This window comes from Actinocorallia herbida (genome assembly GCF_003751225.1).
GTDB lineage: Bacteria > Actinomycetota > Actinomycetes > Streptosporangiales > Streptosporangiaceae > Actinocorallia > Actinocorallia herbida.
This window is the reverse complement of record NZ_RJKE01000001.1, coordinates 269,046-295,174: the sequence shown is the minus strand read 5'-3', so window position 1 is coordinate 295,174 and position 26,129 is coordinate 269,046. Positions and strand designations below refer to the sequence as shown.

19 protein-coding genes and 1 riboswitch are annotated in these 26,129 nt (G+C 72.2%); of the genes, 6 read left to right on the top strand and 13 right to left on the bottom strand.

The annotated features are described in order from the left end of the window. Positions 1–147 precede the first annotated feature (147 nt). A complete protein-coding gene (locus EDD29_RS01600) occupies positions 148–1,143 on the top strand; it encodes a hypothetical protein (protein WP_123661812.1) in 996 nt (331 codons plus the stop codon). 367 nt (positions 1,144–1,510) lie between these two features. Here EDD29_RS01600 and typA read toward each other — a convergent pair whose 3' ends face one another. Beyond that, on the bottom strand, positions 1,511–3,361 hold the full coding sequence (gene typA, locus EDD29_RS01595; RefSeq protein WP_123661811.1) for a translational GTPase TypA: 1,851 nt from the start codon (positions 3,359–3,361) through the stop codon (positions 1,511–1,513). A gap of 194 nt (positions 3,362–3,555) precedes the next feature. Further along, positions 3,556–3,698: riboswitch (cyclic di-AMP (ydaO/yuaA leader) on the top strand. Positions 3,699–3,702: 4 nt separating this feature from the next. On the opposite strand from typA, the gene EDD29_RS01590 reads away from it, so the two are divergent. After that, positions 3,703–4,614 carry a C40 family peptidase gene (locus EDD29_RS01590; RefSeq protein ID WP_148085837.1) on the top strand — a complete coding sequence of 304 codons (912 nt, stop codon included), beginning with the start codon at positions 3,703–3,705 and terminating at the stop codon, positions 4,612–4,614. On the opposite strand, the gene EDD29_RS01585 is transcribed toward EDD29_RS01590, so the two are convergent. Genes EDD29_RS01585 through EDD29_RS01545 form a run of 9 tightly spaced genes read right to left on the bottom strand, consistent with a single transcriptional unit; the run spans position 4,611 to position 18,069 of the window. After that, complete coding sequence (locus EDD29_RS01585; RefSeq protein ID WP_246052452.1) at positions 4,611–5,045, bottom strand: (deoxy)nucleoside triphosphate pyrophosphohydrolase; 435 nt, start codon at positions 5,043–5,045, stop codon at positions 4,611–4,613. The two genes, EDD29_RS01590 and EDD29_RS01585, sit on opposite strands and share 4 nt — an antisense overlap. A gap of 12 nt (positions 5,046–5,057) precedes the next feature. Beyond that, positions 5,058–5,828, bottom strand: a complete 771-nt coding sequence (locus tag EDD29_RS46650; protein ID WP_246052451.1) for an SEC-C domain-containing protein — start codon at positions 5,826–5,828, stop codon at positions 5,058–5,060. Between the two features lie 53 nt (positions 5,829–5,881). Then, positions 5,882–6,931, bottom strand: coding sequence for a C40 family peptidase (locus EDD29_RS01575; RefSeq protein ID WP_123661809.1), 1,050 nt, complete (start codon positions 6,929–6,931; stop codon positions 5,882–5,884). Continuing rightward, a complete protein-coding gene (locus EDD29_RS01570) occupies positions 6,928–7,569 on the bottom strand; it encodes a hypothetical protein (protein WP_123661808.1) in 642 nt (213 codons plus the stop codon). The genes EDD29_RS01575 and EDD29_RS01570 overlap by 4 nt, the downstream gene beginning before the upstream one ends. A gap of 6 nt (positions 7,570–7,575) precedes the next feature. Beyond that, positions 7,576–9,675 (bottom strand): type IV secretion system protein, encoded by a 2,100-nt coding sequence (locus tag EDD29_RS01565; protein ID WP_123661807.1) that lies wholly within the window; start codon positions 9,673–9,675, stop codon positions 7,576–7,578. Further along, complete coding sequence (locus EDD29_RS01560) at positions 9,672–12,137, bottom strand: ATP-binding protein (RefSeq protein WP_123661806.1); 2,466 nt, start codon at positions 12,135–12,137, stop codon at positions 9,672–9,674. The genes EDD29_RS01565 and EDD29_RS01560 overlap by 4 nt, the downstream gene beginning before the upstream one ends. After that, positions 12,134–16,765 carry a TcpE family conjugal transfer membrane protein gene (locus EDD29_RS47540; RefSeq protein WP_123661805.1) on the bottom strand — a complete coding sequence of 1,544 codons (4,632 nt, stop codon included), beginning with the start codon at positions 16,763–16,765 and terminating at the stop codon, positions 12,134–12,136. The genes EDD29_RS01560 and EDD29_RS47540 overlap by 4 nt, the downstream gene beginning before the upstream one ends. Positions 16,766–16,811: 46 nt before the next feature. Next, positions 16,812–17,096 (bottom strand): hypothetical protein, encoded by a 285-nt coding sequence (locus tag EDD29_RS01550; RefSeq protein WP_123670204.1) that lies wholly within the window; start codon positions 17,094–17,096, stop codon positions 16,812–16,814. 16 nt (positions 17,097–17,112) lie between these two features. Beyond that, complete coding sequence (locus EDD29_RS01545; protein ID WP_148085836.1) at positions 17,113–18,069, bottom strand: conjugal transfer protein; 957 nt, start codon at positions 18,067–18,069, stop codon at positions 17,113–17,115. Positions 18,070–18,774: 705 nt separating this feature from the next. Here EDD29_RS01545 and EDD29_RS01540 point away from each other — a divergent pair. Both EDD29_RS01540 and EDD29_RS01535 read left to right on the top strand, forming a co-directional pair. Then, positions 18,775–19,533 (top strand): ABC transporter ATP-binding protein, encoded by a 759-nt coding sequence (locus tag EDD29_RS01540; RefSeq protein WP_123661803.1) that lies wholly within the window; start codon positions 18,775–18,777, stop codon positions 19,531–19,533. 3 nt (positions 19,534–19,536) lie between these two features. Next, on the top strand, positions 19,537–20,868 hold the full coding sequence (locus tag EDD29_RS01535) for an FtsX-like permease family protein (protein WP_123661802.1): 1,332 nt from the start codon (positions 19,537–19,539) through the stop codon (positions 20,866–20,868). A gap of 188 nt (positions 20,869–21,056) precedes the next feature. Here EDD29_RS01535 and ychF read toward each other — a convergent pair whose 3' ends face one another. Together ychF and EDD29_RS01525 are read right to left on the bottom strand one after the other, a co-directional pair. Beyond that, a complete protein-coding gene (gene ychF / locus EDD29_RS01530; RefSeq protein ID WP_123661801.1) occupies positions 21,057–22,136 on the bottom strand; it encodes a redox-regulated ATPase YchF in 1,080 nt (359 codons plus the stop codon). Between the two features lie 18 nt (positions 22,137–22,154). Then, entirely contained in the window at positions 22,155–23,096 is a 942-nt protein-coding gene (locus EDD29_RS01525) for an alpha/beta hydrolase fold domain-containing protein (protein WP_123661800.1), read from the bottom strand. Between the two features lie 136 nt (positions 23,097–23,232). Between EDD29_RS01525 and EDD29_RS01520 the strand changes: the two genes are divergently transcribed. Both EDD29_RS01520 and EDD29_RS01515 read left to right on the top strand, forming a co-directional pair. Beyond that, positions 23,233–24,483, top strand: coding sequence for a DNA recombination protein RmuC (locus tag EDD29_RS01520; RefSeq protein ID WP_123661799.1), 1,251 nt, complete (start codon positions 23,233–23,235; stop codon positions 24,481–24,483). Then, positions 24,480–25,034 (top strand): DUF6542 domain-containing protein, encoded by a 555-nt coding sequence (locus EDD29_RS01515; RefSeq protein ID WP_123661798.1) that lies wholly within the window; start codon positions 24,480–24,482, stop codon positions 25,032–25,034. The genes EDD29_RS01520 and EDD29_RS01515 overlap by 4 nt, the downstream gene beginning before the upstream one ends. 2 nt (positions 25,035–25,036) lie before the next feature. On the opposite strand, the gene EDD29_RS01510 is transcribed toward EDD29_RS01515, so the two are convergent. After that, on the bottom strand, positions 25,037–26,026 hold the full coding sequence (locus EDD29_RS01510; protein ID WP_123661797.1) for a 4-hydroxy-3-methylbut-2-enyl diphosphate reductase: 990 nt from the start codon (positions 26,024–26,026) through the stop codon (positions 25,037–25,039). Positions 26,027–26,129 lie beyond the last annotated feature (103 nt).

Sequence of the window (26,129 nt, the reverse complement as noted above, 5' to 3'; positions counted from 1 at the left end):
CGCCGCACGCGCTCGTGTCCCAGGCCGGCGTAGGTCGCGGACACATAACCGGTCATGGGTTTAGATCAAAATGTCACACGCCTTTTGTACGATCACGCCATCGTGAGTGGAGGCGAGATCCCAGTGCGTCGCAGTGTCCTCACAGCCTTGGCCGTCGTGGTCTCCGTGCTGTCCCCCATCCAGGCCTCGGCCCGCGCCGAGGACCCACCCGTCACGTCGGCCTCGGTGACCCTCGCCGCCGACGCCAAGGACGTCGCCACGGGCACGAAGGTGACTCTGACAGGTACTTTGCGCGGTGAGACCGCCGAGGGCGCCACGGTGGATCTGACGGGCCGCGAGGTGGTCATCCGCGAGGTGGACCGCCGTGACGAGGAGCTGACCGCGGTGACCGACGCCAAGGGCGTCTTCACCAAGGTCGTCACCCCGCACACGACCACCTACTGGGAGGCGGCGTTCACGCTCGGCGCCAAGGAGTACACCAGCCGCCCCGTGGGGGTGCGGGTGCTGGACGGCACGCTGCTCTTCGACTTCGCGGTCGCGCACGACGCGCGCCGGCAGGTCACCGCCTCGGCCCGGTTCAAGCTCAGCACGGACCCGGGCCCGGGCGGCGCCGACTCCGCCGTCCAGTTGCAGTTCTCCCCGGACGGCAAGGAGCCCTGGCGGACCGCGCAGACGCTGCGGCCGGACCACGAGGGCCGGCTCGCCACGTCGTTCCGGCAGTCCACGCCCGGCTGGTGGCGGATGTACTTCCCCGGCACGAAGAACTACGCCCCGGCCACCACCAAGGTGATCAAGGCCTGGCGCTGGTCGACCTCCATCACCGGGCTCAAGGTCACCCCGCGCAAGCTCAAGGTCGGCAAGAAGATCACCGTGACGGGCGTGCTCAAGCGCTTCACGGCCAAGAGCAGGAAGAAGACGGTCCCCTTCGCGGGCCGCAAGGTCACCGTCATCTTCAAGTGCCTCAAGGGCGCCGCCTGGTACACCGCGGTCTCCGGCAGAACCTCGAAGAAGGGCACCTTCACCCTCAAGCCCAAGACCTGGTGCGACGCCAACTACCAGGTCGTCTTCGACGGCTCGGCCGACACCTTCCGCGCCTACTCCAAATCCGTCAAGATCGACACCAAGGGCAAGCCCCTGCTCTAGCCGTGTCGGCCACCGCAGACAGAATGAGGCCCGCTCCGGGACCCCGGAGCGGGCCTCATCGCGTCGGCAGGTCCCGGTCCACCAGCAGGTGGCAGTGGAACCTCGGCCCGCGCGTACCCCGGCCATCTGCTCCGCTGGGCCGATTCCGGCCGGACCGCGCGGTCGTTGTCCGCGTGGGACTTCGAGGTGATCCCCACGGCCATCTCCACCTGGTCGGCGGCCGGCGGGCCGCACCCCGGCCTAAGCGCCTCCTCGTGGGTCTGCGCGCAGGGAACGTCCACAGCCAGGGTAGGCGGAACCATGCCGAAGGACCCGGCCTCTTCGCAGGCGAGGCCGGGTCCTTCGGGGTGTAACGGGGTGCTTCGGGTCAGGCGCGCTTGGCCCGCGCGGCGGTGCGCTCGCGCTCCTTGGTGTCGAGGATGACCTTGCGGAGGCGGACGGCGGTCGGGGTGATCTCGACGCACTCGTCGTCCCGGATGAACTCCAGGGCCGCTTCCATGGAGAGCTTCTTCGGCGGGACGAGGCGGTCGAACTCCTCGGCCGTGGAAGACCGGATGTTGGTCTTCTGCTTCTCCTTGGTGATGTTGATGCTCATGTCGTCGTTGCGCGAGTTCTCGCCGACGATCATGCCCTCGTAGACCTCGGTGGAGGGGTCGATGAACAGGGTGCCGCGCTCCTGGATGTTGAACATCGAGTAGGTGGTCGCGACGCCCGCGCGGTCGGAGACCAGCGAGCCCGTCGGGCGGGTGCGCAGCTCGCCGAACCAGGGCTCGTACTTCTCGAAGACCTGGTGGGCGATGCCGGTGCCGCGGGTGTCGGTGAGGAACTCGGTGCGGAAGCCGATGAGGCCGCGGGCGGGCACCAGGAACTCCATCCGGATCCAGCCGGTGCCATGGTTGGTCATCTGCTCCATGCGGCCCTTGCGGACGGCCAGGAGCTGGGTGACCGCGCCGAGGTACTCCTCGGGGATGTCCACGGTGAGGCGCTCGACGGGCTCGTGCAGCTTGCCGTCGATCTGCTTGGTGACGACGCGGGGCTTGCCGAGGGTCAGCTCGTAGCCTTCGCGGCGCATGGTCTCCACCAGGATGGCCAGCGCGAGCTCGCCGCGGCCCTGGACCTCCCAGGAGTCGGGGCGCTCGGTCGGCAGGATGCGCAGGGACACGTTGCCGATGAGCTCGCGGTCGAGGCGGTCCTTGACGAGACGCGCGGTGACCTTGGTGCCCTTCTCGCGGCCCGCGAGCGGGCCGGTGTTGGTGCCGAGCAGCATGGAGATCGCGGGCTCGTCGACCGTGATGAGCGGCAGCGGGCGCACGTCCTCGGGGTCGGCGAGGGTGTCGCCGATCATGATGTCGGAGATACCGGCGATGGCGATGATGTCACCGGGGCCGGCGGACTCGGCGGGCTTGCGCTCCAGCGCGTCCGTCATCATCAGCTCGGAGATCTTGACCCGCTCGACGCTGCCGTCGTGCTTGCACCAGGCGACCTGCTGGCCCTTCTTGATCGTGCCGTTGTAGACGCGGCACAGGGCGATGCGGCCGAGGTAGCTGGAGGCGTCCAGGTTGGTGACGTGCGCCTGGAACGGGGCGTCCGGGTCGTAGGACGGCGCCGGGATGGTGCTGCGGATGACGTCGAACAGCGGCTCGAGGTCCTCACCGTCGGGCATGTCGCCGTTGCCCGGCTTGTTCAGGCTGGCCCGTCCGGCGCGGCCCGAGGCGTAGACGATCGGGAAGTCGATCTGCTCCTCGGTGGCGTCCAGGTCCATGAACAGCTCGTAGACCTCGTCGATGACCTCGGAGATCCGGGCGTCGGGCCGGTCGACCTTGTTGATGACGAGGATGACCGGCATCTTGGCGGCGAGCGCCTTGCGGAGCACGAACCGGGTCTGCGGCAGCGGGCCCTCGGAGGCGTCCACCAGCAGGACGACGCCGTCGACCATGGACAGGCCGCGTTCGACCTCGCCGCCGAAGTCGGCGTGGCCGGGGGTGTCGATGATGTTCAGGAGAAGGTCACCGTGGTGCACCGCGGTGTTCTTCGCCAGGATCGTGATGCCCTTCTCCCGCTCGAGGTCGTTGGAGTCCATGACGCGCTCGTCGACGGACTGGTTGTCGCGGAAGGCGCCGGACTGCCAGAGCATGGCGTCGACCAGCGTGGTCTTTCCGTGGTCGACGTGGGCGACGATGGCTACGTTGCGCAGGTCATCACGGGTGGCGATGGGCATGGAAGCACGCTCGGTTTCGTGTTGGGATTCGCCGCTTGGAGCAGATCGGATTCACTCACGAGCCGGCGGCGGCAGAACAGCGGTACTCATTGATTCTAGTGGGTTCCCGCCGATGCCAGGTGGGTCGGCCTTCCCGGGCTTCGCCTTGACCGTCCCTTTTCGCGCTATTTGTCACAGTTTGACGTCTTTCGTAAGCTGCGCGCGTGCCGAGTCCCCGCGCCTTGCGGGGAGCCGGGGACCCAAGTGTTTCCCCCGGGGTGAATCCGCTCCCCCAGCGGTAGGGCGTCCTCCCGCCCGAACCCGTCAGCTAACCCGGTAGGCCGCCGAGAGGAGAGACCCCCGTGAAGGGTGCCCGATTCACCTTGGCCACGGCCGTCCTGGCCGGCGCCACGACGCCCCTGCTGCTCGCACCACCGGCCCAGGCCGCCCCCGTCGTGCCGGCGCCGAGGCCCGCCGCCGACACGCTCCAGAAGCGCCTGGACGGCCTTGAGGACCACGTCGCGCAGCTCGACAAGGAGCTGGCCGCGGACCAGAAGGCCGTGCTCGCCGCCCAGAACATAGCGCTCGCCGCGACTACCGAAGCCGACCTCCGGCGCGCCGAGCACCAGGACCTCGCCGACCAGGTCGCGGCGGTTCCCCCACCCGTCAACCTGCTCCAGGCCGCCTTCCTCCGGATCACCGGATCGCCCGCCGACGAGCTGACGGCGCGCAGGGACGCGGCGGCCCGGGTCGCGGACGACGCCTCGGACGCAGAAGGCGCCGCCCGGGCACGGCTCCAGGAGACCGTCCACAGGGTCGCGGAGACCCGCGGCGAGCGCGCCACGACGACCGCGCGGATCACCACGGTCAAGGCCGATCTGCGCGACGCCTACACCTACCAGGGCGTCACCGTGTGGGGCGGCGGCACCGCCGCGGTCGCCACCCGCCACGCCCTCGACCAGCTCGGCGACCCCTACGTCTGGGCCGCCGCGGGACCCGATTCCTTCGACTGCTCAGGGCTCGTCGTCTGGGCGTACGCGCAGGCCGGGAAGCCCGGCCTGCCGCACTTCACCGGTGCGCTCTGGGACCAGGGCACGAAGATCACCAAGGACCGGCTCAGGCCCGGTGACCTCGTGTTCTTCAACCCGAGTCGAAGCCACGTCGGCATCTACATCGGCGAGGGCAAGTTCGTGCAGGCGCCCTCCACCGGAGATGTTGTCAAAATCACACCGCTGGCGGACCGCAGCGACTTCAACGGAGCCGTGCGGGTCTAGCCCGACTCGTCGAGCGCGCGGTCCTTTTTCGGGCCGGGCAGCAGGTGCGGGCGGACGGCGTCGACCACCGGCAGATCGCCGGGCAACCAGGCGACGTCGTCCAGCTCGTGCGCGCCCAGCCAGCGCAGCGCCGAGTGCTCCAGCGCCGCCGGACGGCCCGCGATCAGCCGGGCCGTCCACACCCGCAGCACGCCCGCCTCGCCTATCGGCCAGTCCCCGCCGATCCGGTCGAGCAGCTTGACCGTCACCGCGAGCTCCTCGCGGCACTCGCGGATCAGCGCCGCCTCGTCGGACTCGCCCGGGTCGACCTTCCCGCCGGGCAGCTCCCAGCCCCCGGCCAGGGACGACGGGGCGGCCCGCTGGGCCGCCAGCAGCCGCCCGTCCTCGATGATCGCCGCACCCACCACGACCTGGGCGCCTCGCTCAGCCAAATCGGATCCTCCTCACACGGCGGGACGCCCGCAGCACTTCTTGTACTTGGCGCCCGACCCGCACCAGCACGCGTCGTTCCGTTCCGGCGGCCACGGGATCAGCTCCCCCTCCGGGGTGAAGATGCGGGCGGACAGGTCGGCCCGCATCCCGCGTTCGATCTCCAGCTTGTCCGTCCCCGGGTGGACGTAGCGGGGGCCCGTAGGCAGCCGCTTGCCCGGGACCTCGTACCCGGTCTGCGGCAGGTACGCGCCGACGACCGCCTCGAGCTGGGCGTCGGAACCGCCCAGCCGACGGAAGTGGCCGCGCAGCACCAGCACCAGATCCGGGTCCCAGCCCTCCACCACGCCGCGGCTGAGGTCCTCGGCCAGCCAGCGGACCGCCGTCGCCCGGTCGCCGAGGTCGCCCGCGAGCACCAGGGTGTTCATCAGCCCCTCGAGCGGCTCGACCTGGCCCCGCAACTGCTCCAGGAGGTCCCGCGCGGTCTCGGCGTCACCGTTCAGCGCGTGCAGATGCGCGATCGCGCCGAGCTCCTCCAGCCGCGCCGACTCGTCGACCTCGATCAGCCGGTAGGCCGCCGCGATCGCCTCCTCGTACCGTCTCAGCGAGGTGAGCTGGTCGATCAGCTCGTCGAGGTACTCGGGCACGGTCTCGTCGCCCTTGGCGCGCGGGTCGTCGAGGGCGCGCAGCAGCAGGTCGACGACCGCCTCGCGGCCGCCGACCTCGGCGGCCTCCTCGAGCGCGTCGTCCAGGTCGAGCGGGTGAAAAAGGTCATCGGACAGCACCCGCCCAGTCTGCCAGAGCCCGCCGCGCAACCCGGCCCGCGGCGGGCCGCGCCCTAGCCGAGCGCCTGGATCTGCGCGATGACCGCGTCGTTGGCCAGCGGACGGGTGAAGCCCACCATCGTCGAGACCCGGTAGGGGAACACGCCGATCGCCGGACTGCACTTGGTGCAGCGCGCGACGATCATCTTGTTCTCGCCGATCACCATGCCGACGTGCCCCGGCCGTCCGGGCGCGTTGTTCGGGCCCGACGAGAAGAAGACCAGGTCGCCCGGCTGCTCCTCACCGTCCTTGACCCGCACGCCGAACGGCCACTGGTCGAACGTGACGCGCGGGATCGTCAGGCCCGCCTCCTTGTAGGCCATCTGGATCAGGCCCGAGCAGTCGTAGCCGTCCGGGCCGGTGCCGCCCCAGATGTAGGGCTTGCCGCGCTGCGCCAGGGCGAAATCGATGATCGTCTGGATGAGGGAGTCGGCGTACGCGGGCAGGTCCGCGGTGTCCTTGCAGTCCGGCAGCGCGGCGTTCTGCACCACCTGGAAGTCGCCGGCGGCGTAGGTGTCGGCCCAGTCCAGGACCAGGTCGACGTAGTCCCAGCTGTGGTTGTACATGAACAGCGCGGTGCGGACCTTCTCCGGCGCCTTGTTGTGCTTGAGGTAGGCCGCGGCGCCCGGGATCGCGTCGCGCGGGTCGTACCTGTCCTTGTCGCCGTCGCCGTCGCCGTCGACGCCGAAGGACTTCCAGGTGGCCTCGAGGAACTGCATCGGGCCGCCCGCGCCCGCGTAGTTCTCCCCGCTCAGCACGCCCTCGCCCTTGAGGGTGCCGTGGATCGTCTCGACCCGGCCCACCCCCGCGAGGACGTTCCACGGGATGCCGTACTTCTCGCCCGACGCCTTGTAGAGGGCGAGGTAATCGGCCGGGATGCCCTTGGCGGCCGCGTCCTCCGTCGGCTGGTCGGCGGCCTGGGCGGTGTCGACGCAGTTGCCGTTGCCGCCTCCGCCGCCGAACAGGAACTGGGTCGCGCCGAAGAACGTCGGCACCACCAGCAGCGCGAAGAACAGGGCGCCGAACACACCGACCGCGCCGAGCGCCAGCAGCCTGCGCCTCACTGCGCCTCACCGTCCTCTCCCACATCGGCCGGGGCGAAGGAGAACACCCGCCAGGCGCCTCCCTCGTTCTGCACGGTGACCGCCCAGGACTTGGACTCGGTGCCGCTCCCCGCCGTCGAGGCGACCGTCTGGATGCCGGTCACCACGAACGTCACCGAGGTGGGCCCGAACGTCCGGACCGAGTCCAGGGAGGCGCTGCCCGTGGCGACCTTCTGCGTCTCCCTGCGCTCCTCCAGCACGCCGACGCTCGACGCGCCGGCGCGCAGGTCGTCGTAGACGAGGTCGACGACCATGGGGCGCATCCTGTCGAGGTAGGTCTGCGGCTCCTCGTCGAACCGGTAGGTGCCATAGGCGCTGACGAACCCCTGGGCCGTCGCCGCGGCCGTCGCGAAGTCCTTCCGGCCGAACGGCAGCAGCCGGTAGAGGTCGAACGCGTCCGGGTCGACCTGCTCCGCGATGCCCGGCGGGGGCGTGGCGGGGGCGGGCGGCGGAGTGGCGGTCGCGGTCTGGGCCGGCTGTTCCGCGCCCGTCCGGGAGGTGTCCGGGCGCGGCCAGGCCAGCCAGAGGCCGAGGACCACCAGCGCCGCGGCTATCCCGGCGAACAGGAGGCGGCGCTGGCGGTCGTTGTTCAGATCCATGGCAGGTCAGTCGTCGGAGGGCTCGGAGGGCTTCAGCCAGAACGGCGCGGGCGGCTCGTTGTCGGCGACCCGGCGCGCCCACAGCGGGGGCGCCTGGTCGCGCGGGGCCGCCGGAGCGGGCGGCGCGGGCCGAGCGCCCGGGGCGCGCGGCGCGGGCACGTCGCCCTGCCTGGGCGCCGCGGGACGCGCCTTCTCGCCCCTCTCGCCCCAGGAGACCGGCCGGGAGGTGCCGGGCTCCGGCCGCTTCGGCGCGGTCGCGAGCTTGCGCGGCGCGACGGGCTTGGCGGGCGGCTTCGCCGCGGGCGGCTTGGCTCCCGTCGTACCTCCGCGGCCCCGGCCCGAGCCCGCGGCGACCGCACCGCCGCCCGCGGCCGGGCCGCCACCGGACGCCGCGACGGAGCCGCCGCGCCGGGTCGGCAGGTTGAGCGGGGGCGCGGTGTCGGGGGCACGACCTGTGCCACCGTCGCCCGCACGCGGCTTGGTGAGCGTGCCTCCGCCTCCGCCGCCGGTGGAGGCGCCGTCCTCGCCGCCGATCGACAGCGCGGGCGCGCCGCCCTCCCGCCGCACCAGGCGCGACAGGGCGGAACCCGGCGCCGCCGCGCCCTGCGCGACGGACAGCGTGTTCTTGCGGACGGTGAGGATCGACTTCTCCAGCTCCTCCTGCGACCTGTTGCGGGAGACCGCCGAGTACCCGACCGCCGCGAACAGATGCTGGAACGGCTTGCGGTAGATGAACGCCGCACCCGTCACCAGGGCGAGCAGCATGATCTGCAGGCCCCAGGGCAGGCCCTCGCCGAGGATCAGCCCGTACGCCCACAGCAGCAGGGCGAGCACGCCGATGAGCGCCGCCTGTTTGAGCAGCATCGACAGCAGCAGTTCGAGCCAGCGGACCGCGATCACCCGGCCGATCCCCGGATGGATGCCGATCCCCAGGAAGATCGGCCCGGCCACCAGCAGGAGCAGGAACGCGATCTTCACGATGATCAGTGTCACCGAGATCACCAGGATGAGCAGTCCCGCCACCAGCGCGGCGAACAGCGCGCCGAACGCGACGGCGAGCCGCGACGTCCACTGCTTGCCCTGGAAGACCGGGTAGACGCCCGCGTAGTTCTCCTTGATGTCCTTGGCGACTTCCTTGTAGGCGTCGGCCTTCTCTCCGAAGTCGGGCGTCGCCTCCCCGTAGGTCTCCGGCAGGTCGACGGCCTGGGCGTACAGGAGCTTGTCGGCGTGCTTCTTGACGATCTCGGCCTCGGGGTCGGTCGTGCCGAACTCGCCCATCAGCCAGGGCTTGCACACGAGCGCGACCCACAGGCCGTTGGCGTTGCGGGTGGTCGCGTCGAGCTCGGCCTGGTCGACGGCGGGCTTGCCCTCGGGGGTCGGGATGCAGGTCGTCCCCGCGTTACTCTGCGGGAGGGCCGCGTTGAAGGCCGTGCTCGTGGCGTTGGAGACCGTGGTGCCGAGCGTGGTGAAGTCGCCGGGGCGGGCGATCAGCCACATCAGGCCGACCATCGCCGCGACCATCCAGATCGTGCCCTCGGCGACCTTGGACGTGCGCTTGCGCACCAGGCCCCACCAGGCGAGCGTGATGGCCGCGAGGATGACGACCGGGGTCCAGTAGCGGGCGTTGAACGTCTTGCCCATACCGGTGATGACGTCGTCGACGGTGTCCTTCAGCCAGGACAGCAGCGACTCCGAGGCCGCCGACTGGTAGACGCTGATGGTCGTCCGGTCGATCGCGCGGACCAGGGTGAACACGGTGTTCGCGACGGAGTTGCCCATGAGCGCCATCGCGTCGCCGCAGCCCATGTCGATCGCGTACCAGGTCTGGCCGACGGTCCCGTAGCGGTCGTAGTAGGTGAGCTGCTCGGCGGCGGTCGCCTGGAGCTTGTCGTTCGGGTAGTCGGGCGGCTTGATCAGGCCGTCGCTGCCGGAGCCGTAGGCCTCGGGCGCGGGGGACGCGGCTGGAGCGCAGGCGTCATTGACGTTCGTGCTCCAGGGCGGGGTCGGAGCGGCGTTCGCCGCGGGTGTGGCCAACAGGAACAGGGCCATGCAGAGCAGCAGCCACAGTGACCTGCGGCGGGTGCTTCCGCGACGGCGGAGCCTCATCCCGTGTTCTCCTCTGAGTCGGCCCCCGCCGATATGGCCCCCGCCTTGGACAGCACCGGCTTCTGCCGGGTCGGGTTGGTGTCGAGCCAGCGCTGGAGTTCCTCGGAGATCAGATCCACGCCGATCCGGCCCGCCCGGCCGTCCAGATCCCGGAAAACGCACTCGCCGTTGCCGAGGTTGCGCAGCACCGCCATGTGCTCCTCGGACGCCTCCACGCCGAGCAGCGACATGACGTGCCCGACCTCCACCCGTTCACTGGACCTGAACGAGAACACCGACGAGAGACAGTTCGTCACCTGCTCATTCAACAGGTCTCCGGCGTTCTGCGAAACCAAGATCAACGCAGTGTTGCGGGAGCGGCCCATACGCGATACTTCCGGCACCAGTTTGGCGCCTTCGGGTGTCGATGTGATGGCCCAGGCCTCGTCCAGAAAGATGGCCTTCGGGAGGCGTCTGTCCAGCCCGTGCATCAACCTGCGGGCGAACTGGGACACAAGGTACATGAGTGCAACGGAGAGGCGCTGCTCGTAGGAGTAGTCCTCGCGTCCGATGGTGACGTCGGGGAGGATGAGGCCGCCGAGGGTGAACACGGTGGTCCATCCCGCGGTGTCGATGCGCTCCCCGCCGGACGGGTCGAAGCACAGCGACGCGAGGCTCATCTCCGACATCGAGCGCAGCACCGCGCCGAGGTTCTTGGACGCCGGGTCGTCGGCGGCCTCCAGGTAGTCCACGACCCTGCCGAGCGAGGGCCGCTCGCCGCCGGCCACCGCGCCGACGGCCTGGATCATCGCCGACTCGCGCTCCTCGGACATGCGCGGCAGCAGCAGCCGCAGCGTCTCGGTCGCCATGGTCCGCTTGGTGGCGAGGTCGTCGCCGAAGCTGAACGGGTCGAGCAGGCCCGGCGCGGCCGAACCCAAGGGCAGCACCCGGGCCTTGCGACCGCGGGCCTTCAGCAGCTCCACAAGGGCCTCCGCGTCGCCCTTGGGGTCGATCGCGGCGATGGTGACCCCGCGCAGCGCCATCTGGTAGAGCAGCAGGAGCGCGAGCGTCGTCTTGCCGCCGCCCGGCTCGCCGGTGATGGCGACCGCGGTCGGCCGGTTGCGCGCCGCGGCGACTAGCGGGTCGAAGTGGACGATGCTGCGCGCCCGGCCCAGCGTCTCGCCCACGTACGGGCCGGTCCAGCCGCCACCGCTCTCGTCGGTGCGGTCACCCAGGTCGACGGTCGCGACCGGCATGCCGCCCGCGATGGTCCGCAGCGGCTGGCGCTGGGCGTAGGCGTTGAGCCGCAGGCGGTCGCCCGGCAGCGACTCGTTGAACAGCGAGAACTGGTCGCCCGTGGAGTTGACGACGTCGATGCCGATGTCGCGGTAGTGCTCGACGACCGCGTCGACCCGCTGCACCAGCAGTTCCTCGCTCGGCGCGGTGAGGACGAGGCGGTGCCAGCCGTAGACGAACGGCAGCCTTTCCTTGGTGATGCCGTGCTCCAGCATCCGGGCCGCGTCGATCTGCTCGGCGAGCGCGATCGGCGCCTCGGCCCCCGCCTCGCGGATGTGCGCGTCCATGTCGCGCGCGTGCGCGAGCTTGCGCGAGACGTCCTTGGACGCCATCGCCGGGGGGATCAGCCGCATCCGGGAGCTGATCTCGACGGGGAACGACAGCGAGTCGCAGTAGTGCAGCCACGGCTCGCCGTCGGGGAACGGCATGAGGTCGGGGAAGCGCGCGAACGACAGGTGGGCGGTGTAGGACTCGCCGCCCGGCTGCTCCATCCGCAGATGCGACCTGCCGTTGTGGATGGCGCCCTCGATGAGCGCCTCGATCTCGCCCGCGCCCCAGCGGCGCTTGGCCACCGCGGACGGCGGCGGGTCGGCGAGCGCGCCGGTCACCGCGTGCTGGAACAGCCAGGCGACCTCGCGGGACGTGGCGTGCCTGGCGCGCAGGGCGCCGCCGCCGAGCGCCCTGCCGAGCCGCTCGGCCTGCTCGGTCCAGCGCTTGATCTCGCGCTCTTCGATCGCGTCGTCGGCCATGCCGAGGGTCTTCTCCGACCTCCGGTAGAAGCCGAGCAGAGTGCCCAGGGAGCCTTGGAGCTGCGCCCCCCGGCGGCCCAGCCGGACGCCGAGGTAGACCTCCTTGGACCAGAAGTCCTTGGCCCAGACGTGCCCGTACATCTCCTCCAGGTACGAGCGCCAGCCCGCGCCGCCGTCACTGGTCTTGTCGAGCTTCAGCGCCCATTCGGCGGCCGGGTAGGTGCGGTGCGCGATCCGCAGGTGGATCTCGGCGTCCTGCATCCGGATCGCGGCGAGCGCGATGGTGAGGTTGGTCGCCAGGGCCTCGCGCTCCTCGCCCGTGGTGAACTCGTAGCTGAAGGTCGGCAGCCGGAAGTACGCCCACGCGGACTGGTCGGCGAGCAGGATCCTGTCGTCGAAGTAGCGGACGGCCAGACGGCTCGTCTTCGTCCGGCTCACTGCGCCCTCTCTTTGTCGCTGTACGGATCGGTGTAGGGGTCGTCGTACCTGTCGCGGTAACGCTCGGGCAGTGCCGAGAAGCCTCCGGCGACGACTGCGGTCAGCGCCAGGTAGGCCCGGCGGGTCGGCGGGCGCAGTGCCTTCAGCTCGTTGCGCGGCGCCCGGTCCAGGCTGAGGTGATCGTCCCATGGGATGCGCACGAGCGCGCGGCACTGCCCGCGGGCCACCTGCTCGGCCTGCTCCACGTCGGCCTGGCTGCGGCGGCTCACCCCGTTGATGACGGTGACGGCCCGCTGCCGGAGATCGCCGTAGCCGTGGCCGTCGAGCCACTCGAACGTCATCGACACCGCGCGGGGCGCGTCGGCGCTCGCGGGCGCGACCAGCACGATCTGGTCGGCGAACGGCAGGACCCGGCTGACCGCGCCCGCGGCGGCGTCCACCATCGTCACGCTGTAGAAGCGGTCGAGGGTGCGGATCGCCTCGGCGTAGTCCCGGTCGTCCAGGGCCGTGACGGGGTACTTGCCCGGCGCGATGACGTCGAGGCCGGACTTGGCGCGGCTGGTGTAGCGGCGGATCGCGCCGAGGCTGCCGATCTGGTCGGCCGCGGCGATGAGCGACGTCAGGGTCTCGTCGGTGTCGATCCGGGTACGCCGGGCGAGCGCGCCGGGACCCGGGTTGACGTCGAGCGCGACGATCGGCTCGCCGCAGTACTGCGCGAAGGTGTGGCCGATCATCAGCCCGGTGACGGTCTGGCCCGCGCCCCCGGTACAGCCGAGGACGACGATCCGGCGGGTGCCCTGGAAGGGCCGCTGCAGCCGCTCGACGTAATCCTGGTCGACGGGGTTGCCGCGGCCGAGCAGCCTGCGCAGCCCGCCCGTGCCGTGCTCTTCCACCTGCTCAGGCGGGGTGATCGCGGGGGTGCGGTCGGTCTGCCGCGGGGCCGGGACCTGGGTCGGCGCGGGCCGCGGCCGCACCGGCGAGGCGGGCGAGGAGCGCACCTCGCGCGGCGGCTCGGCGGGCCGCTCGGGCGGCATCACCCTCGGCGGCTCCGGCTTGATCGCGCGGCCCTGGACGGGTTCCGGCAGTTCGCCCGGCCACACCGACCGGTCGGCGGCGCCGCCCGCCGGGAACCCGACGTTGCCTTCCACCGTGGTGATGCGCGGCCGGGGCACCCGCTCGCCGAAGCTGCCCGGACGATCGCCCGGGGCGGTCCGCGTCTCGTCCGGGCGCGCGGGCCCGCCGTCGGCGCGCGCGCCGTCCGCCGGACGGGCCTCGTGCCCTTCGGCGCCGCGCTCCCGTGTCCCCTGCTCCACCGCGTGCCACCCCTGCTCGGCGTACTCGTGCGGCGCTTCGCCGCCGTCCTGTGCGGCCGCCGCGCCCTGCTCGACGGGCCCTTCGCCCCCGATGGAGTCCGCGAAGGGCAGCGGGCCGTCCGCCGGGGCGGAGGACTCGGCGCGGCCGCCGTCGTAGGCCGCCGCCCATGCCGACGCCGCGGCCTCGTCCCGCTCCGGGCCCTCGGCCGCTTCCGGCCGGACGGCGCGGTCCGCGCCGGGCCGACCCGCCACCGGGACGTCGCCGCGCTGCCGGGGCACGCCCGGCCGGGGCTCCGCGCCGCCGGCCGCCGGGGAGGCGCCCTCCGGCGCCCGCTCCCGCCGCGCCTCCGGCACCGGCCGCTCGCCACCGGGCCGCGCCGTCCGGGCGGGCCCGTACCCGGGCCCTTCCCCTCCGGCCTGCGGCACCGGCTCCGCGAAGGGCAGCGGCGCCGCTCCCGACCGCCGCTCCACCATGGGGATGTCCGGCGCGGTCGCGGGCGCGGGCGGCACCGCCCGTCCCGGCGCGGGCACCGGCGGCCACACCTGGTGGTCCGTCCGGTTCGCCACCGCGTCCGCGCGGCGCACCGGCCTCTTCACCTCCGCGCCTTCGTCGGCGGCCGCCTCAGCCACCTGCCACCCCTCCACCGGCACGGCCTCGCCGAGCCCGTCCCCAGAGGGGGCCGAACCCTCCCCGGGCACGTTCTCTCCCGGCATCGCGCCCGCACCGCCATCGGCGGCGACGGGCACCTCCTCGGCACGCTCCCGCGCTCCCGCGCCGCGCGCGGCCCCACGATCCGGCCGCTCCCCGACGGACGCCGCACCACGCGGATCGCGTGGCCCATCTCCGTCGGCCGTGAACGCCTCCTCCGCCGTCCCCTTCCGCGCCGCCGCAGGCGCCGACCCCTCGGCGGCGGACTCCTGCCCCGGTGCGAAGCCCACGGCCTCGCCCGGCGCGGGGGTCACCTGCGCCGAGGTGGCCGCCTGCTCCTGTCGCCGCGCGAGCTCCGCGGCGGCCTGGGCACCCGCTGTCGCGGGCGTCTCGGTGCGGGGGGCCGACGACTCGTCTGCGGCGGCCTGGGTCGCCGCGGCGCCGAAGGCGGCGGGGACCCGGGGGATGTCCGGGACGGTGACGGGCGCAACGGGGACCGGCGGGACGGCCCCCCGGTCCTCGGTGGTCCGCTCGACGCCGGACCCGTCCACTCTTTCGACGGGGCCCTCGCCGGGTTCCGCGCTGTCGTCCCGCACCGTGCTCCCTTGTGCCGCACCGGCCTCCGCGGCCGGGGCGGGCTGCCCCTTCTCATCCGTCCCGGGGCCGTCCGCGGCCTCCGCCTCCGGCACCCCCGACCGCTGACCACTCCGCCCCACCACGGGCACCGCCTCATGGCCGGCCCGCTCCGCCCCCGCCCCCGCCCCGGCGACCTCACCAGGACGGCCCTCACCCGCACCACCATCCGCCCCGACCGACCGCGACCCACGCCGAGCACTCCCCGGCACACCACCATCGGCCACGACCGTGTCCGCGCCCTCCGACACGACAGAAGCGTCCTCCGGCACACGGACTTCACCGGCATCCGCACGACCCGGACCGACCCGCTGCGACCCACGCGGCGCGCTCCCCGACACATCCCGGTCGGCCACGACCGCGTCCGCCGCCTCCGACACGACAGGAGCATCCTCCGCCACACGGACTTCACCGGCATCCGCACGACCCGGACCGACCCGCTGCGACCCACGCGGCGAACTCCCCGGCACACCGCCGTCGGCCACGGCCTCGTCCGCGCCCTCCGACACGACCCGCATCGGGCCTGTCTGCTCGTGCTCCGGCACATCCCGGTCGGCCACGACCGCGTCCGCCGCCTCCGACACGACAGGAGCATCCTCCGCCACACGGACTTCACCGGCATCCGCACGACCCGGACCGACCGGCTGCGGCCCACGCGGCGCGCTCCCTGGCATACCTCTGTCGGCCACGGCGGCGTCCGCGACGCCGGGCACGGGTCGCGGGCCGGTCTGGGCGTTCTCCGGTGCGCCGCGACCCGTCGCCACGGCGTCCGCGGGGCCCGACGGGGCCGGCTTCGGGCCGGTCTGGGCGTGCTGCGACGTGCGGGGTGGCTGGGTGGTGTGCGGGGGGCGGGCTTCGGGCGTCGGGGTGGGCCGGGGGTTCGCGGGCTCGCCGACGGCGGGCGAGGGGGGCGCGGCGGCGGGGCTGATCGGGGTTCCGGGGGTTTCCGCGGGGTTCGCGCGTCGGCGGCGCTGGGCCGTCTGCTCCACGTGGGCCCAGGTGACCTCGAGGTCCGCGGAGTGCTCGGGCGCGGCGTGGGCCGCGGTGCCGCGGGGGGCGGTGGCGTGGTCCTGGGCGTCCTGGGCCGCGGGGGGCCGGGCCGGGCTTCCGGGCTGGGGGGACCTGGCCTGGATGGGCGCGGGCGTGCGGGGCTGGGCGGGCGCGGAGGACGTGTCGGCCGGGGACGGGGAGCGGGGGGCGGGGACCGCCGACGCGGGGGTCGCGGCGGAGGGGAGGGCGCGGGCGGGGTCGTCGCGGGCGACGATCTGGCCGGGGATGACGCGGGCGCGCTCGGCGGTGGGGGCCTGCTCGGTGGCGCGCTCGTGCGGCGGCGGGGTGGGGCGGGCCCACTCCTGACGGGGTGCCCGCGCGTCCTCGCGGGGTGCGCGTGCGGGGGCGCCACCGCGGACGCGGCGGCGGGCCGCGGCGTCGCCCTCGGCGGGACGGGGCACGGCCTCGTCCGCCGCGAAGTGCTGGGCCGTCATCTGCGCCTGCATGCGGGCGACGGCCCCCTGATGGGCCGCGGCGTAGTCCGGCGCGTGCTCGGCGGCGTACTCGGCGAGCGGCTGCGGGGCGGCCGCCTTCGCGGGCGACGCGGCGGCCGCCGGGGAGGGCGCGGCGACGGGACGGCGCGCGAGGACGCGTTCCAGCGTCGGCGCGGCCTGCTCCGGCGAACGCCACACCCGGGCGACGACGACGACCCTGTCCGGCTCGCGCAGCGGGGTGAGCCGGCACCAGGTGCGCGGCTCGGACAGGTAGCCGAGCTGGGACTGGAGCAGCTCGTTCAGCCGCTTGCCCTCGATGACCGGACGGGTCGCCAGCCACGCGACGAGGCCGGGCGGCACCAGGTACAGCACGTGCCAGGGCGCGCCGAACGGCACGCCGAGCAGCTGGAGCAGGACGATCCACGGCAGGAACGATCCCGCGTACACGCCGATGGTGACCAGCGGCAGCGGCATCGGCAGCCGCAGGTCGTACAGCTTGTACAGCCGCTTCTCGATGCTCCAGACGTTGGTGTACGTGGGCAGATCCATGCGCCGCTCCCCTCGCTGATCGGCCGTCCGGCTGTCCTGGTTCCTCCTAGTTCAGATCGACGCCCAGGGCCGTGGCAATGGCCTTGGCCGTCACCTCGATGATGTTCGGCACATAGAAGATGATCCCGATGCCGATCGCCAGCAGGATGAACTGCGCGAACCGGGTGATCTCCCTGGTGAAGAGAAAGAACAGCGCGACGATCGAGACGATCACCAGGAACAGCGGACCGAAGAGGTTCCGCAGCCAGGTGGCCAGGTCCTCGGTGTTCAGCCCGTCTTCGGGCGCTGCCAGCGTCTCCCAGGGGAGAGCCGCCGCCAGGTGGTGGAACAGCACTACAACCTCATTTCTAGGACCCGCTCAGCACTGTGCCGCGGATCGAGCGTACGTTCCACTGGTCTCCGTCGCCCTTCACCACGGTCAGCTCATAGGTCTGGGGCAGCAGGCTCTCGTTGCCGCGCGACTCGGTGGGCTGCATCTGCCACTGGACGGTGGCGGTGATGCGCCGCTCATCGGAGTCGCCGACCGGCACGTTGACCTCCACGATCGCGCCGAACGTGACCGTCGAGTCCAGCCCGGTGATGGTGCTGCCGCCCTCGGTGTACCGCCCGAGGTTCACCGAGTCGCTCGCGGCGTACGCCTGGAAGAACCCGGTGAGATCCGTCTGGAGCTTCGCCTCGAGCCCGGTGTCGTGCTCGTAGGCGGGCGCCTGCGGCAGCTGGGCCTTGGCCGGCGCCTCCAGCAGCGCGGGCAGATCGGACACCACGAACCTGCCGCCGTCGGCGTACACCGGCACCGCGAGCCGGATCCAGCGGGTGCCGAGCCTGGCCGTCACCTCGACCGAGGCGTTGTGGTCGTCGCGCACCTGCACCGCGTGGACCTGGAGTTGTTCGGCCGACAGCTGCCCGAGACCGTTCCAGCCGAACTGCGCGTCGGTGCCCTCGGGCACGAAGCGCGCGAGCTGCTCCTGACGGGTGCCTGAGGTCGAGGCGTCGTAGTTCAGGTACACCTGCGCGAACTGGAGCGCGAAGGACGACCCCGCGTCCACGGGGAAGCCCGGCGCCTTCTCTCCGGTCTCGAGCACCGCCGGGGTGTCGGCGGTGAAGCGCTCGAACGGCGCACGGATGCCGTTGACCACGACGACCAGGACGAACGCCCACAGCAGCGCCCGGCCGATCCAGATCCACCAGCGACCGCCCCCGCCGCTCCACGACTTCTTCGTGCGCGGACGCGGGGCGTCCCAGGCTTCGTCGAGCGCGGCCGAGCCGACTTCGGGCTCTTGCTCCACAGCCGACTTGCGAGCCATGCACGCCTCCGCCTAATGCGCCTGACTCCGACCGGCGCGCTTCCAGTGTTCCCGTGGCCCCAAGCCTAGCCACGCGTGGGAATTGTTCCAGCTACAGCTCAGAATGCCCAGTCTCGGCGCGCGCTTAGCATGTCGCACTACGCCCCACATCTCACTCCGACCACACCCGACCACGACAAACCTCCACATCCCATGCCGACCCGGTCTCGATCCCGTGCCGACGCCGCAAGCCTCACACACTTTGCGTCACCCCGCCGTACACCCTGTGGATAACTCCCCGACACCCCACGGTGAAGGCGCGCCCACTGCGCGCAGCCGACACCCGGTGCGTGCAATTCCCGCGCCCCCGACGATTTCCGCGGCACCGTCCCGTGGGGATTCCCGAAGAAAGGCCGAAGTGACAGATGTGTTATCGGAAGGCCGTCTGCGCATGATGTGACGGTGATTGCGTGATCCGCAGGCAAACACGAGGTCTCACCGGCTCGCACGCCAACGGACCGACGGTCACCGGCATCGGGCCGGCGGAGCCGTCCGCCGACCGGCGGACCACCACGGCGCCCAGGCCGCGGACCTGCGGAGACCTCCCTCCCACGACGGCCCTTCTCCACCCCGGAGGGCCGCCGGCGCGGTGGGCTGACCACCCGATGAAGGGAACGGTCAGCCCACCGTCAGCGCACGGTCAGCGGCTCCCGCGACGCTTCGGCCATGAACAACGAGATCCTGCAACTCCACGGGCTGCGCAAGGTCCACGGTGACGACCGGACCGGTGTCGTCGCCCTCGACGACGTCTCCCTCGCCCTTCCGGCGGGCACGTTCACCGCGGTGATGGGCCCGTCCGGATCCGGCAAGTCCACCCTCCTCCAATGCGCCGCCGGCCTCGACCGGCCGACGGCGGGCCGCGTCCTCGTCGCGGGCCGCGAGATGACGGGCGACGAGACCGAGCTCACGAGGTTCCGCCGCGAGCACATCGGCTTCGTCTTCCAGCAGTTCAACCTGCTGCCGTCGCTCACCGTCCTGGACAACGTGACCCTGCCGCTCCGCCTCGCCGGGAAGCGGCCGGACAGGGCACGCGCGATCGAGATCCTCGAGCGCGTCGGCCTGGGCGACCGGATCGGCCACCGCCCGCCGGCCCTGTCCGGCGGCCAGCAGCAGCGCACGGCCATCGCCCGCGCGTTGGTGACAGAGCCGTCCGTGCTCTTCGCGGACGAGCCCACCGGCGCGCTCGACACGCGCGGCGCCCGCGCGGTGCTGCAGCTCCTCCAGCAGGCCGTGCGCGGGTACGGGCGGACCATCGTCATGGTGACCCACGACCCTGTCGCCGCCGCGCACGCCGACGCCGTGCTCTTCCTGGCCGACGGCAGGCTCGTCGGGCGGATGGCCGACCCGACCCCCGACGCGGTCGCCGAACGGCTGGCCAGGCTCGGCGACGACGTGGCGCGCGACGCCGTGCGGGCTGGTGAGTGAGCGATGTTCCGGATCGCCCTCGCCTCCCTGCGCCACCGCGCCTCGGCGTTCGTCGCCGCGTTCTTCGCGCTCTTCCTCGGCGCCGCGCTCGTCATGTCGTTCGGTTCGCTGCTCGACACCGGCACCTCGCCCGCGCTGGACGCCGACAGCGCCGAGACCCTTTCGATCATGGGCGGCGTGGTCGGCGGCTGGAGCCTTCTGCTCGTCGGCTTCGCGGCGGTCACCACCACGGCTCTCGGCGTCCGCCGGCGGGCGCGGGAGATCGCGCTGCTCAAGAGCGCGGGGGCGGTGCCCGGCCAGATCACCCGGATGATCCTCACCGAGGTGCTGCTGCTCGCGGTCGTGGCCGGCACGCTCGCCGTCCCCATCGGCTTCTTCGGCGGACGGCTGCTGCTCGGCCTCATCCAGGACAGCGGCCAGGTCTCGCCGGACGTCGCGCACGTCTTCGGTCCGGCCGCGCTCGGCCAGGGCTTCGGGATCACGCTGGTGTCCGCCGCGGGCGCCGCGGTCCTCGCCGCGCGCGGGGCGAGCCGGATGCGGGTCGTGGAGTCCATGGCCGAGGCCGAGGCACCGCCGGCCAGGCTGACCGTCCGTCGCGCGGTCTCGGGCGTGCTCCTGCTCGCCGCGGCCGCGACGATGTTCACGCTGACCCTGGTGCTCGGCCCCGACCTGGGCATCGAGGCGCAGGCGCTCGCCGGTTACATCGACATCCTGGTGGCCATCGCGCTCGCCTGCTTCGCCCCTGCGCTCGTCCGGCTGCTGCGCGTCCCCGGCTCGACCGCCTCGGCGCACCTGGCCCGCGGCAACCTGCGGGCCCGCTCCGGCCACCTCTCCTCGGCGCTCGCCCCGGTCGTGCTGTTCCTCGGCATGGCCGTCGGCACCCTGGTCCTCCAGGACGTCGACGCGAGGTTCCACGCGGGCATGCTCCCCGAGGAGGGCGCGGAACTGGTCAAGACGCTCAACTACGTCATCACCGGCATGGTCGGCGCCTTCCTCTGCATCCTGCTCGTCAACACCCTCGCCACCTCCACCGCCGCCCGCCGCCGCGAGTTCGCCATGCTCCGCCTGGCCGGCGCCACCCCCGGACAGCTCCTCCGCATGGTCGCCCTGGAGTCCTCGGCCCTCGCCCTCGCCGGAACCGCCCTGGGCCTCCTGGCCGCCTCCGCGACCGTCCTCCCCTTCTCCTACGCCCGCACCGACACCTGGCTCCCCCACTTCTCCCCCGCCTTCCCCCTCCTCGCCACAGCCCTCACCCTCACCGTCACCCTCGCCACCCCCCTCCTCATCACCCGCCACCTCCTCCGCCGGCCCCCCATCACCGCCACCTCCCTCTGACCCCGCCGCCGCCACACCCACCCGGCCCCTGACACCGAAGCCCGGGGCCACGACCATCCCCGAAACCCGAGCAGATCAGCCCGAACCTGCACGAAGCCAGCACCACAGAACGCAGAACGGCCCGGATCGCTCCGAAGAGCGTCCGGGCCGAAAGCGCACCGCCCTGCGCATACGCAGCTCGCGGGCGGTCAGACGTTGAAGCGGAATTCGACCACGTCGCCGTCTTGCATGATGTAGTCCTTGCCCTCCATGCGGGCTTTGCCCGCGGCGCGGGCGGCGGGGATGGAGCCTTCGGTGATGAGGTCGGCGAAGGAGACGATCTCGGCCTTGATGAAGCCGCGCTGGAAGTCGGTGTGGATGACGCCGGCGGCTTCGGGGGCGGTGGCGCCCTTCTTGATGGTCCAGGCGCGGGTCTCCTTGGGGCCTGCCGTGAGGTAGGTCTGGAGGCCCAGGGTGTCGAAGCCGACGCGGACGAGCTGGGCGAGGCCGGACTCTTCCTGGCCCATGGACTGGAGGAGTTCCAGGGCTTCGTCGTCGGGGAGTTCGATCAGCTCGGACTCGATCTTGGCGCTGAGGAAGATGGCCTCGGCGGGGGCGACCATGCCGCTGAGCTTGTCCTTGAGCGAGTCGTCGCCGAGCTCGTCGTCATCGAGGTTGAAGACGTAGAGGAAGGGCTTGGCCGTCAGCAGGTGCAGCTCGCGCAGGAGGGCGCGGTCGACGCCGGAGGCGAAGGCGGTGACGCCCTCGTTCAGCTTGGCCTCGACGGCCTTGACGGCCTCCAGGACGACCGGGGCGTCCTTGTCCTTCTTGAGCTTGACCTCCTTCTCGAGCCGGGGCAGCGCCCGCTCGATGGTCTGGAGGTCGGCGATGATCAGCTCGGTGTTGATCGTCTCGATGTCGCGCAGCGGGTTGGTGTCGCCGTCGACGTGCGTGACGTCGGGGTCGTTGAAGGCCCGGATCACCTGGCAGATCGCGTCGGTGTCGCGGATGTTGGCCAGGAACTTGTTGCCCAGGCCCTGCCCCTCCGACGCGCCCTTGACGATGCCGGCGATGTCGACGAACTCGATGGTCGCAGGAAGGATCTTGGCGGAGCCGAAGACCTCGGCGAGCTTGCCGAGCCGGGAGTCGGGCACGCCGACGACGCCCACGTTCGGCTCGATGGTGGCGAACGGATAGTTCGCGGCCAGCGCGTCGTTCTTGGTCAGGGCGTTGAACAGCGTGGACTTGCCGACGTTGGGCAGTCCGACGATCCCGATCGAAAGGCTCACATCGCGAAAGTCTAGTGCTCAGCGCGACCGCAGGAACTCGCCGATGTCCGCGATGGCCGCCTTGCCCTCCGGGATGTAATCGGCGAAGACGGGGAAGACATGGGCCTGGCCGGTCCACTCCCGGTGCACGACCTCGACCCCTGCCTCCTTGGCCCGGGACGCGACGGTGTGGGCGTCATCACGCAGGATCTCGGTCGTGCTGGAGATCAGCAGCAGGGGCGGGAAGCCCGTGTAGTCCCCGTGAACGGGGTCGAAGAGCGGGTCGCCCGAGGCCGCGGCCTCGCAGAACCGCTCGCCCAGCCACTTGAGCTTGACGGCCGGGATGACGTGGTCGCTGGCGGCGTTGGCCGTGTGCGAGTCCGCGGTGCACAGCAGGTCCACCCACGGCGAGATCGCCACGACGGTCCCGGGCAGCTCGCTCCCGCGGCGCTTGAGCGCGTGCAGCAGGGAGAGCGCAAGGTGACCTCCCGCCGAGTCCCCTCCTACCGTGACGTCTTGGGGCGCGTGGCCCATCGCGATGAGGGCGTCGTAAGCGGTGAGGGCGTCTTCGAGCGCGTCCGACGGGGTGTGCTCCGGCGCGAGCCTGTAGTCGAGCACCAGCACGGGGCGCTTCGCGGCCGCGGAGAGCCGCCAGGAGAGGCCCCGGTACATGGTGGGCCCGCCGAAGAAGTACCCGCCTCCATGGAGGTAGAGGACGACCTTGCTCTCGTCGACCTCCCCGGCCCGCACCCACTCCGCGGAGAAGGCGGGGAACTCATGGGGGCTGATCCGGACCCCCTTCGGGGCCCGCGTGCGCAGCGCCGAGTTGATCTTCCGGAAGCGGATCAGGCCGGCGTCCGTCGAGGCCGACGCGGCCCACAGGCGCCGCCCCGAGTTGCGGATGATCGTGTTGAAGATCCGCGCCTGACGGCTCGGAGGCGCGTCGGGGCTCAGCGCGAGGTCGTGCCGAAAGGTGGTCATGTCCGGATTCTTACGGTGGATGCGCCGGGCCACAACCGTCCGGGACGCATCCGGGGCGGGCGCACAGCCGACACCCGGGGGAACTCGCCCTGCGTCGTGGAGAACGATTCGCCCGCGTCCGTGCAACGATCAGGTCATGAGTGCGGGACTCCTGGCCGGGCTGGTGATCGGCGTCATCGTGGGCTTCGCGCTCGCCACCGCCCGTCAGGCCGCGCTGATCGCCCGCGCCAAGGTCGCCGAGGACAAGCTCGACTACGCGGAGCGCGGTATGGCCGAGCGCTTCGAGGCCCTGTCGGCCCGCGCCCTGGACGCCTCCAACCAGCGTTTCCTGGAGCTCGCCGACACCCGCCTGCGGGCCGCCGGCGTGGAGGCCGCGGGCGAGCTGGAGCGGCGCAAGCAGGCCGTGGAGCATCTCGTGGCGCCGCTGCGCGAGACGCTGGGCCGGGTCCAGGAGCAGCTGACCGAGCTCGAGGCGAGCCGCCGCGAGTCGCACGCGATGCTGGCCAAGCAGGTCGACTTCGTGCGCCAGACGTCCGAGCAGCTGCGCGGCGAGACCCGGACGCTCGTGCGGGCGCTCCAGCGGCCCGAGGCGCGCGGCAGATGGGGCGAGCTGCAGCTGCGCCGGGTGGTGGAGCTGGCCGGGATGACGCCGCACTGCGACTTCTCCGAGCAGGCCTCCGCGACGACCGCCGACGGGACGGTCCGGCCCGACCTCGTCGTCAGGCTCACCGGGGAGCGGACGATCATCGTCGACTCCAAGGTCTCCCTCGCCGCCTACCTCGAGGCCGCCGAGGGCAAGGAGAACCGCCTCGACGCCCACGCGAGGCACCTCAAGGACCATGTGGACCGTCTTTCGGCGAAGGCGTACTGGCAGGCCTTCTCGCCGACGCCCGAGTTCGTCGTCTTGTTCGTCCCCGGCGAGGCGTTCCTTGCGCCCGCTCTGGACCGCGACCCCTCGCTGCTGGAGTACGCGATGGCCCGCCGGGTCCACATCGCCACCCCGACGACCCTGATCAGCATGCTCCGCACCGCCGCCTACACCTGGCAGCAGGCCGCCCTCTCCCGCAACGCGCGCCAGGTCTTCGACCTCGGCCGGGAGCTGTACGAGCGGCTGGGCACCCTCGGCGGCCACCTCGACGAGCTGGGCCGCGGCCTCACCGGAGCGGTGCGCGCCTACAACAGGACGGTCGGCTCGCTGGAGAACAGGGTCCTGGTCAGCGCCCGCAAGCTGAACGATCTCGGCGTCACCGACGCCGTCCTGGACGGGCCGAGGCCCGTCGAGGAGTCCCCCCGCGCGCTGTCGGCCGCCGAGCTGCTGCCCGAGGCCGTGCCGCATGTCCCCGATCCCGTCCACCACGCCGGTTCGCGTCCGGAGGATGCCCGATGAGCAGCACGGAGACCCAGAAGAACCCGGAGACCCGGGAGAAGAAGCCGGGCGGGAAGAACCGGCGCAAGCCGGACGCGGCCCGCCCCGCGCCGGGCAAACGGCAAGGCCCCGCGGTCTCGCTGACCGCGCGCGGAGCCGTCGCGGTGGTCCTCGCGGGAACGTTCGCGGGCGCGCTCGCGGACTGGTCGATCCTGCCGGGCGCGGTGTTCGTGGCGGTGTGCGCGCTGGCGGCGCTGACGGTCCGGCCGGACGACCTGCCGGTCATGGTCGTCGCGCCACCGGTGCTCTACCTGCTCGGCACGCTGCTCGCCGAGGCGGTGGCCATGTTCGGCGGGCGCTCGTTCGTGCAGAGCCTGCTGGTGGCGCTGCCGCTCGACCTCGCCGTCCGGGCGCCCTGGCTGCTGGCGGGCACGCTGCTCACCGCGATGATCGCGGTGCGCCGCGGCCTGCTGACGGCCTGGCGGGAGCTGTCGCTCAAGGCGGACGGCTTCCGGCTGACCCGGGAGCGCTACGCGGAGGAGGACCCGGTCCGGTGGGACGAGCGGACGTGAGGTCAGGCGCGCAGGTCCTTGCGCAGCTCATGAGGCAGCGCGAAGACCATGTGCTCCTTGACCGACTCGATCTCCTCGACGTCGTCGTAGCCGTGCGCGGCGAGGAAGTCCAGGACGCCGCGGACCAGGATGTCCGGGGCCGACGCGCCGCTGGAGACGCCGACGGTCTCGACGCCCTCCAGCCAGGCCGGGTCGATCTCCTCGGCGTAGTCGACGAGGCGGCCGTCCTTCGCGCCGTAGTCCTTGGCGACCTCGACGAGCCGGACGGAGTTGGAGGAGTTGCGCGATCCGACGACGATCACCAGGTCGGCGCGGGCCGCGATCTCCCGGATCGCGGTCTGCCGGTTCTGGGTGGCGTAGCAGATGTCGTCCGACGGGGGGCTCTGGAGCGAGGGGAACCGCTCGCGGAGCGCGTCGACCGTCTCGTTGGTCTCGTCGACCGACAGGGTGGTCTGGGAGAGCCAGACGATCTTGTCGGGGTCGCGGACCGTGACGTTGGAGACGTCGGCGGGGCCGTCGACGAGCTGGATGTGGGCGGGGGCCTCGCCGGAGGTGCCGATCACCTCGGGGTGGCCCTGGTGCCCGATGAGCAGGATGTCGAAGTCGTCCTTCGCGAAGCGGACCGCCTCGCGGTGCACCTTGGTGACCAGCGGGCAGGTCGCGTCGATCGTCTTGAGGTTCCGCTCGGCCGCCTTGTCGTGGACGACCGGGGCGACGCCGTGCGCGGAGAAGATCACGATCGCGCCTTCCGGCACGTCGTCGGTCTCGTCGACGAAGATCGCGCCGAGCCCTTCGAGGGTCTTCACGACGTGCTTGTTGTGCACGATCTGCTTGCGCACGTAGACGGGGGCGCCGTAGAGCTCCAGCGCCTTCTCCACCGTCTGGACCGCGCGGTCGACCCCCGCGCAGTATCCGCGGGGCTTGGCGAGGAGGACCTTGCCTCCCTTGGCCGTGCCCTGCTCGCCCGTCTCACGCGTGCCTGTAGCGGTCATGCCCACACTTTACGTTCCGCGACCCCGCGACCGATACCCGCGCGAGGCATGTGACCCAATGCACGCACCGCCCCGCGATATTTCCGTTTACCGGTGGTGACCG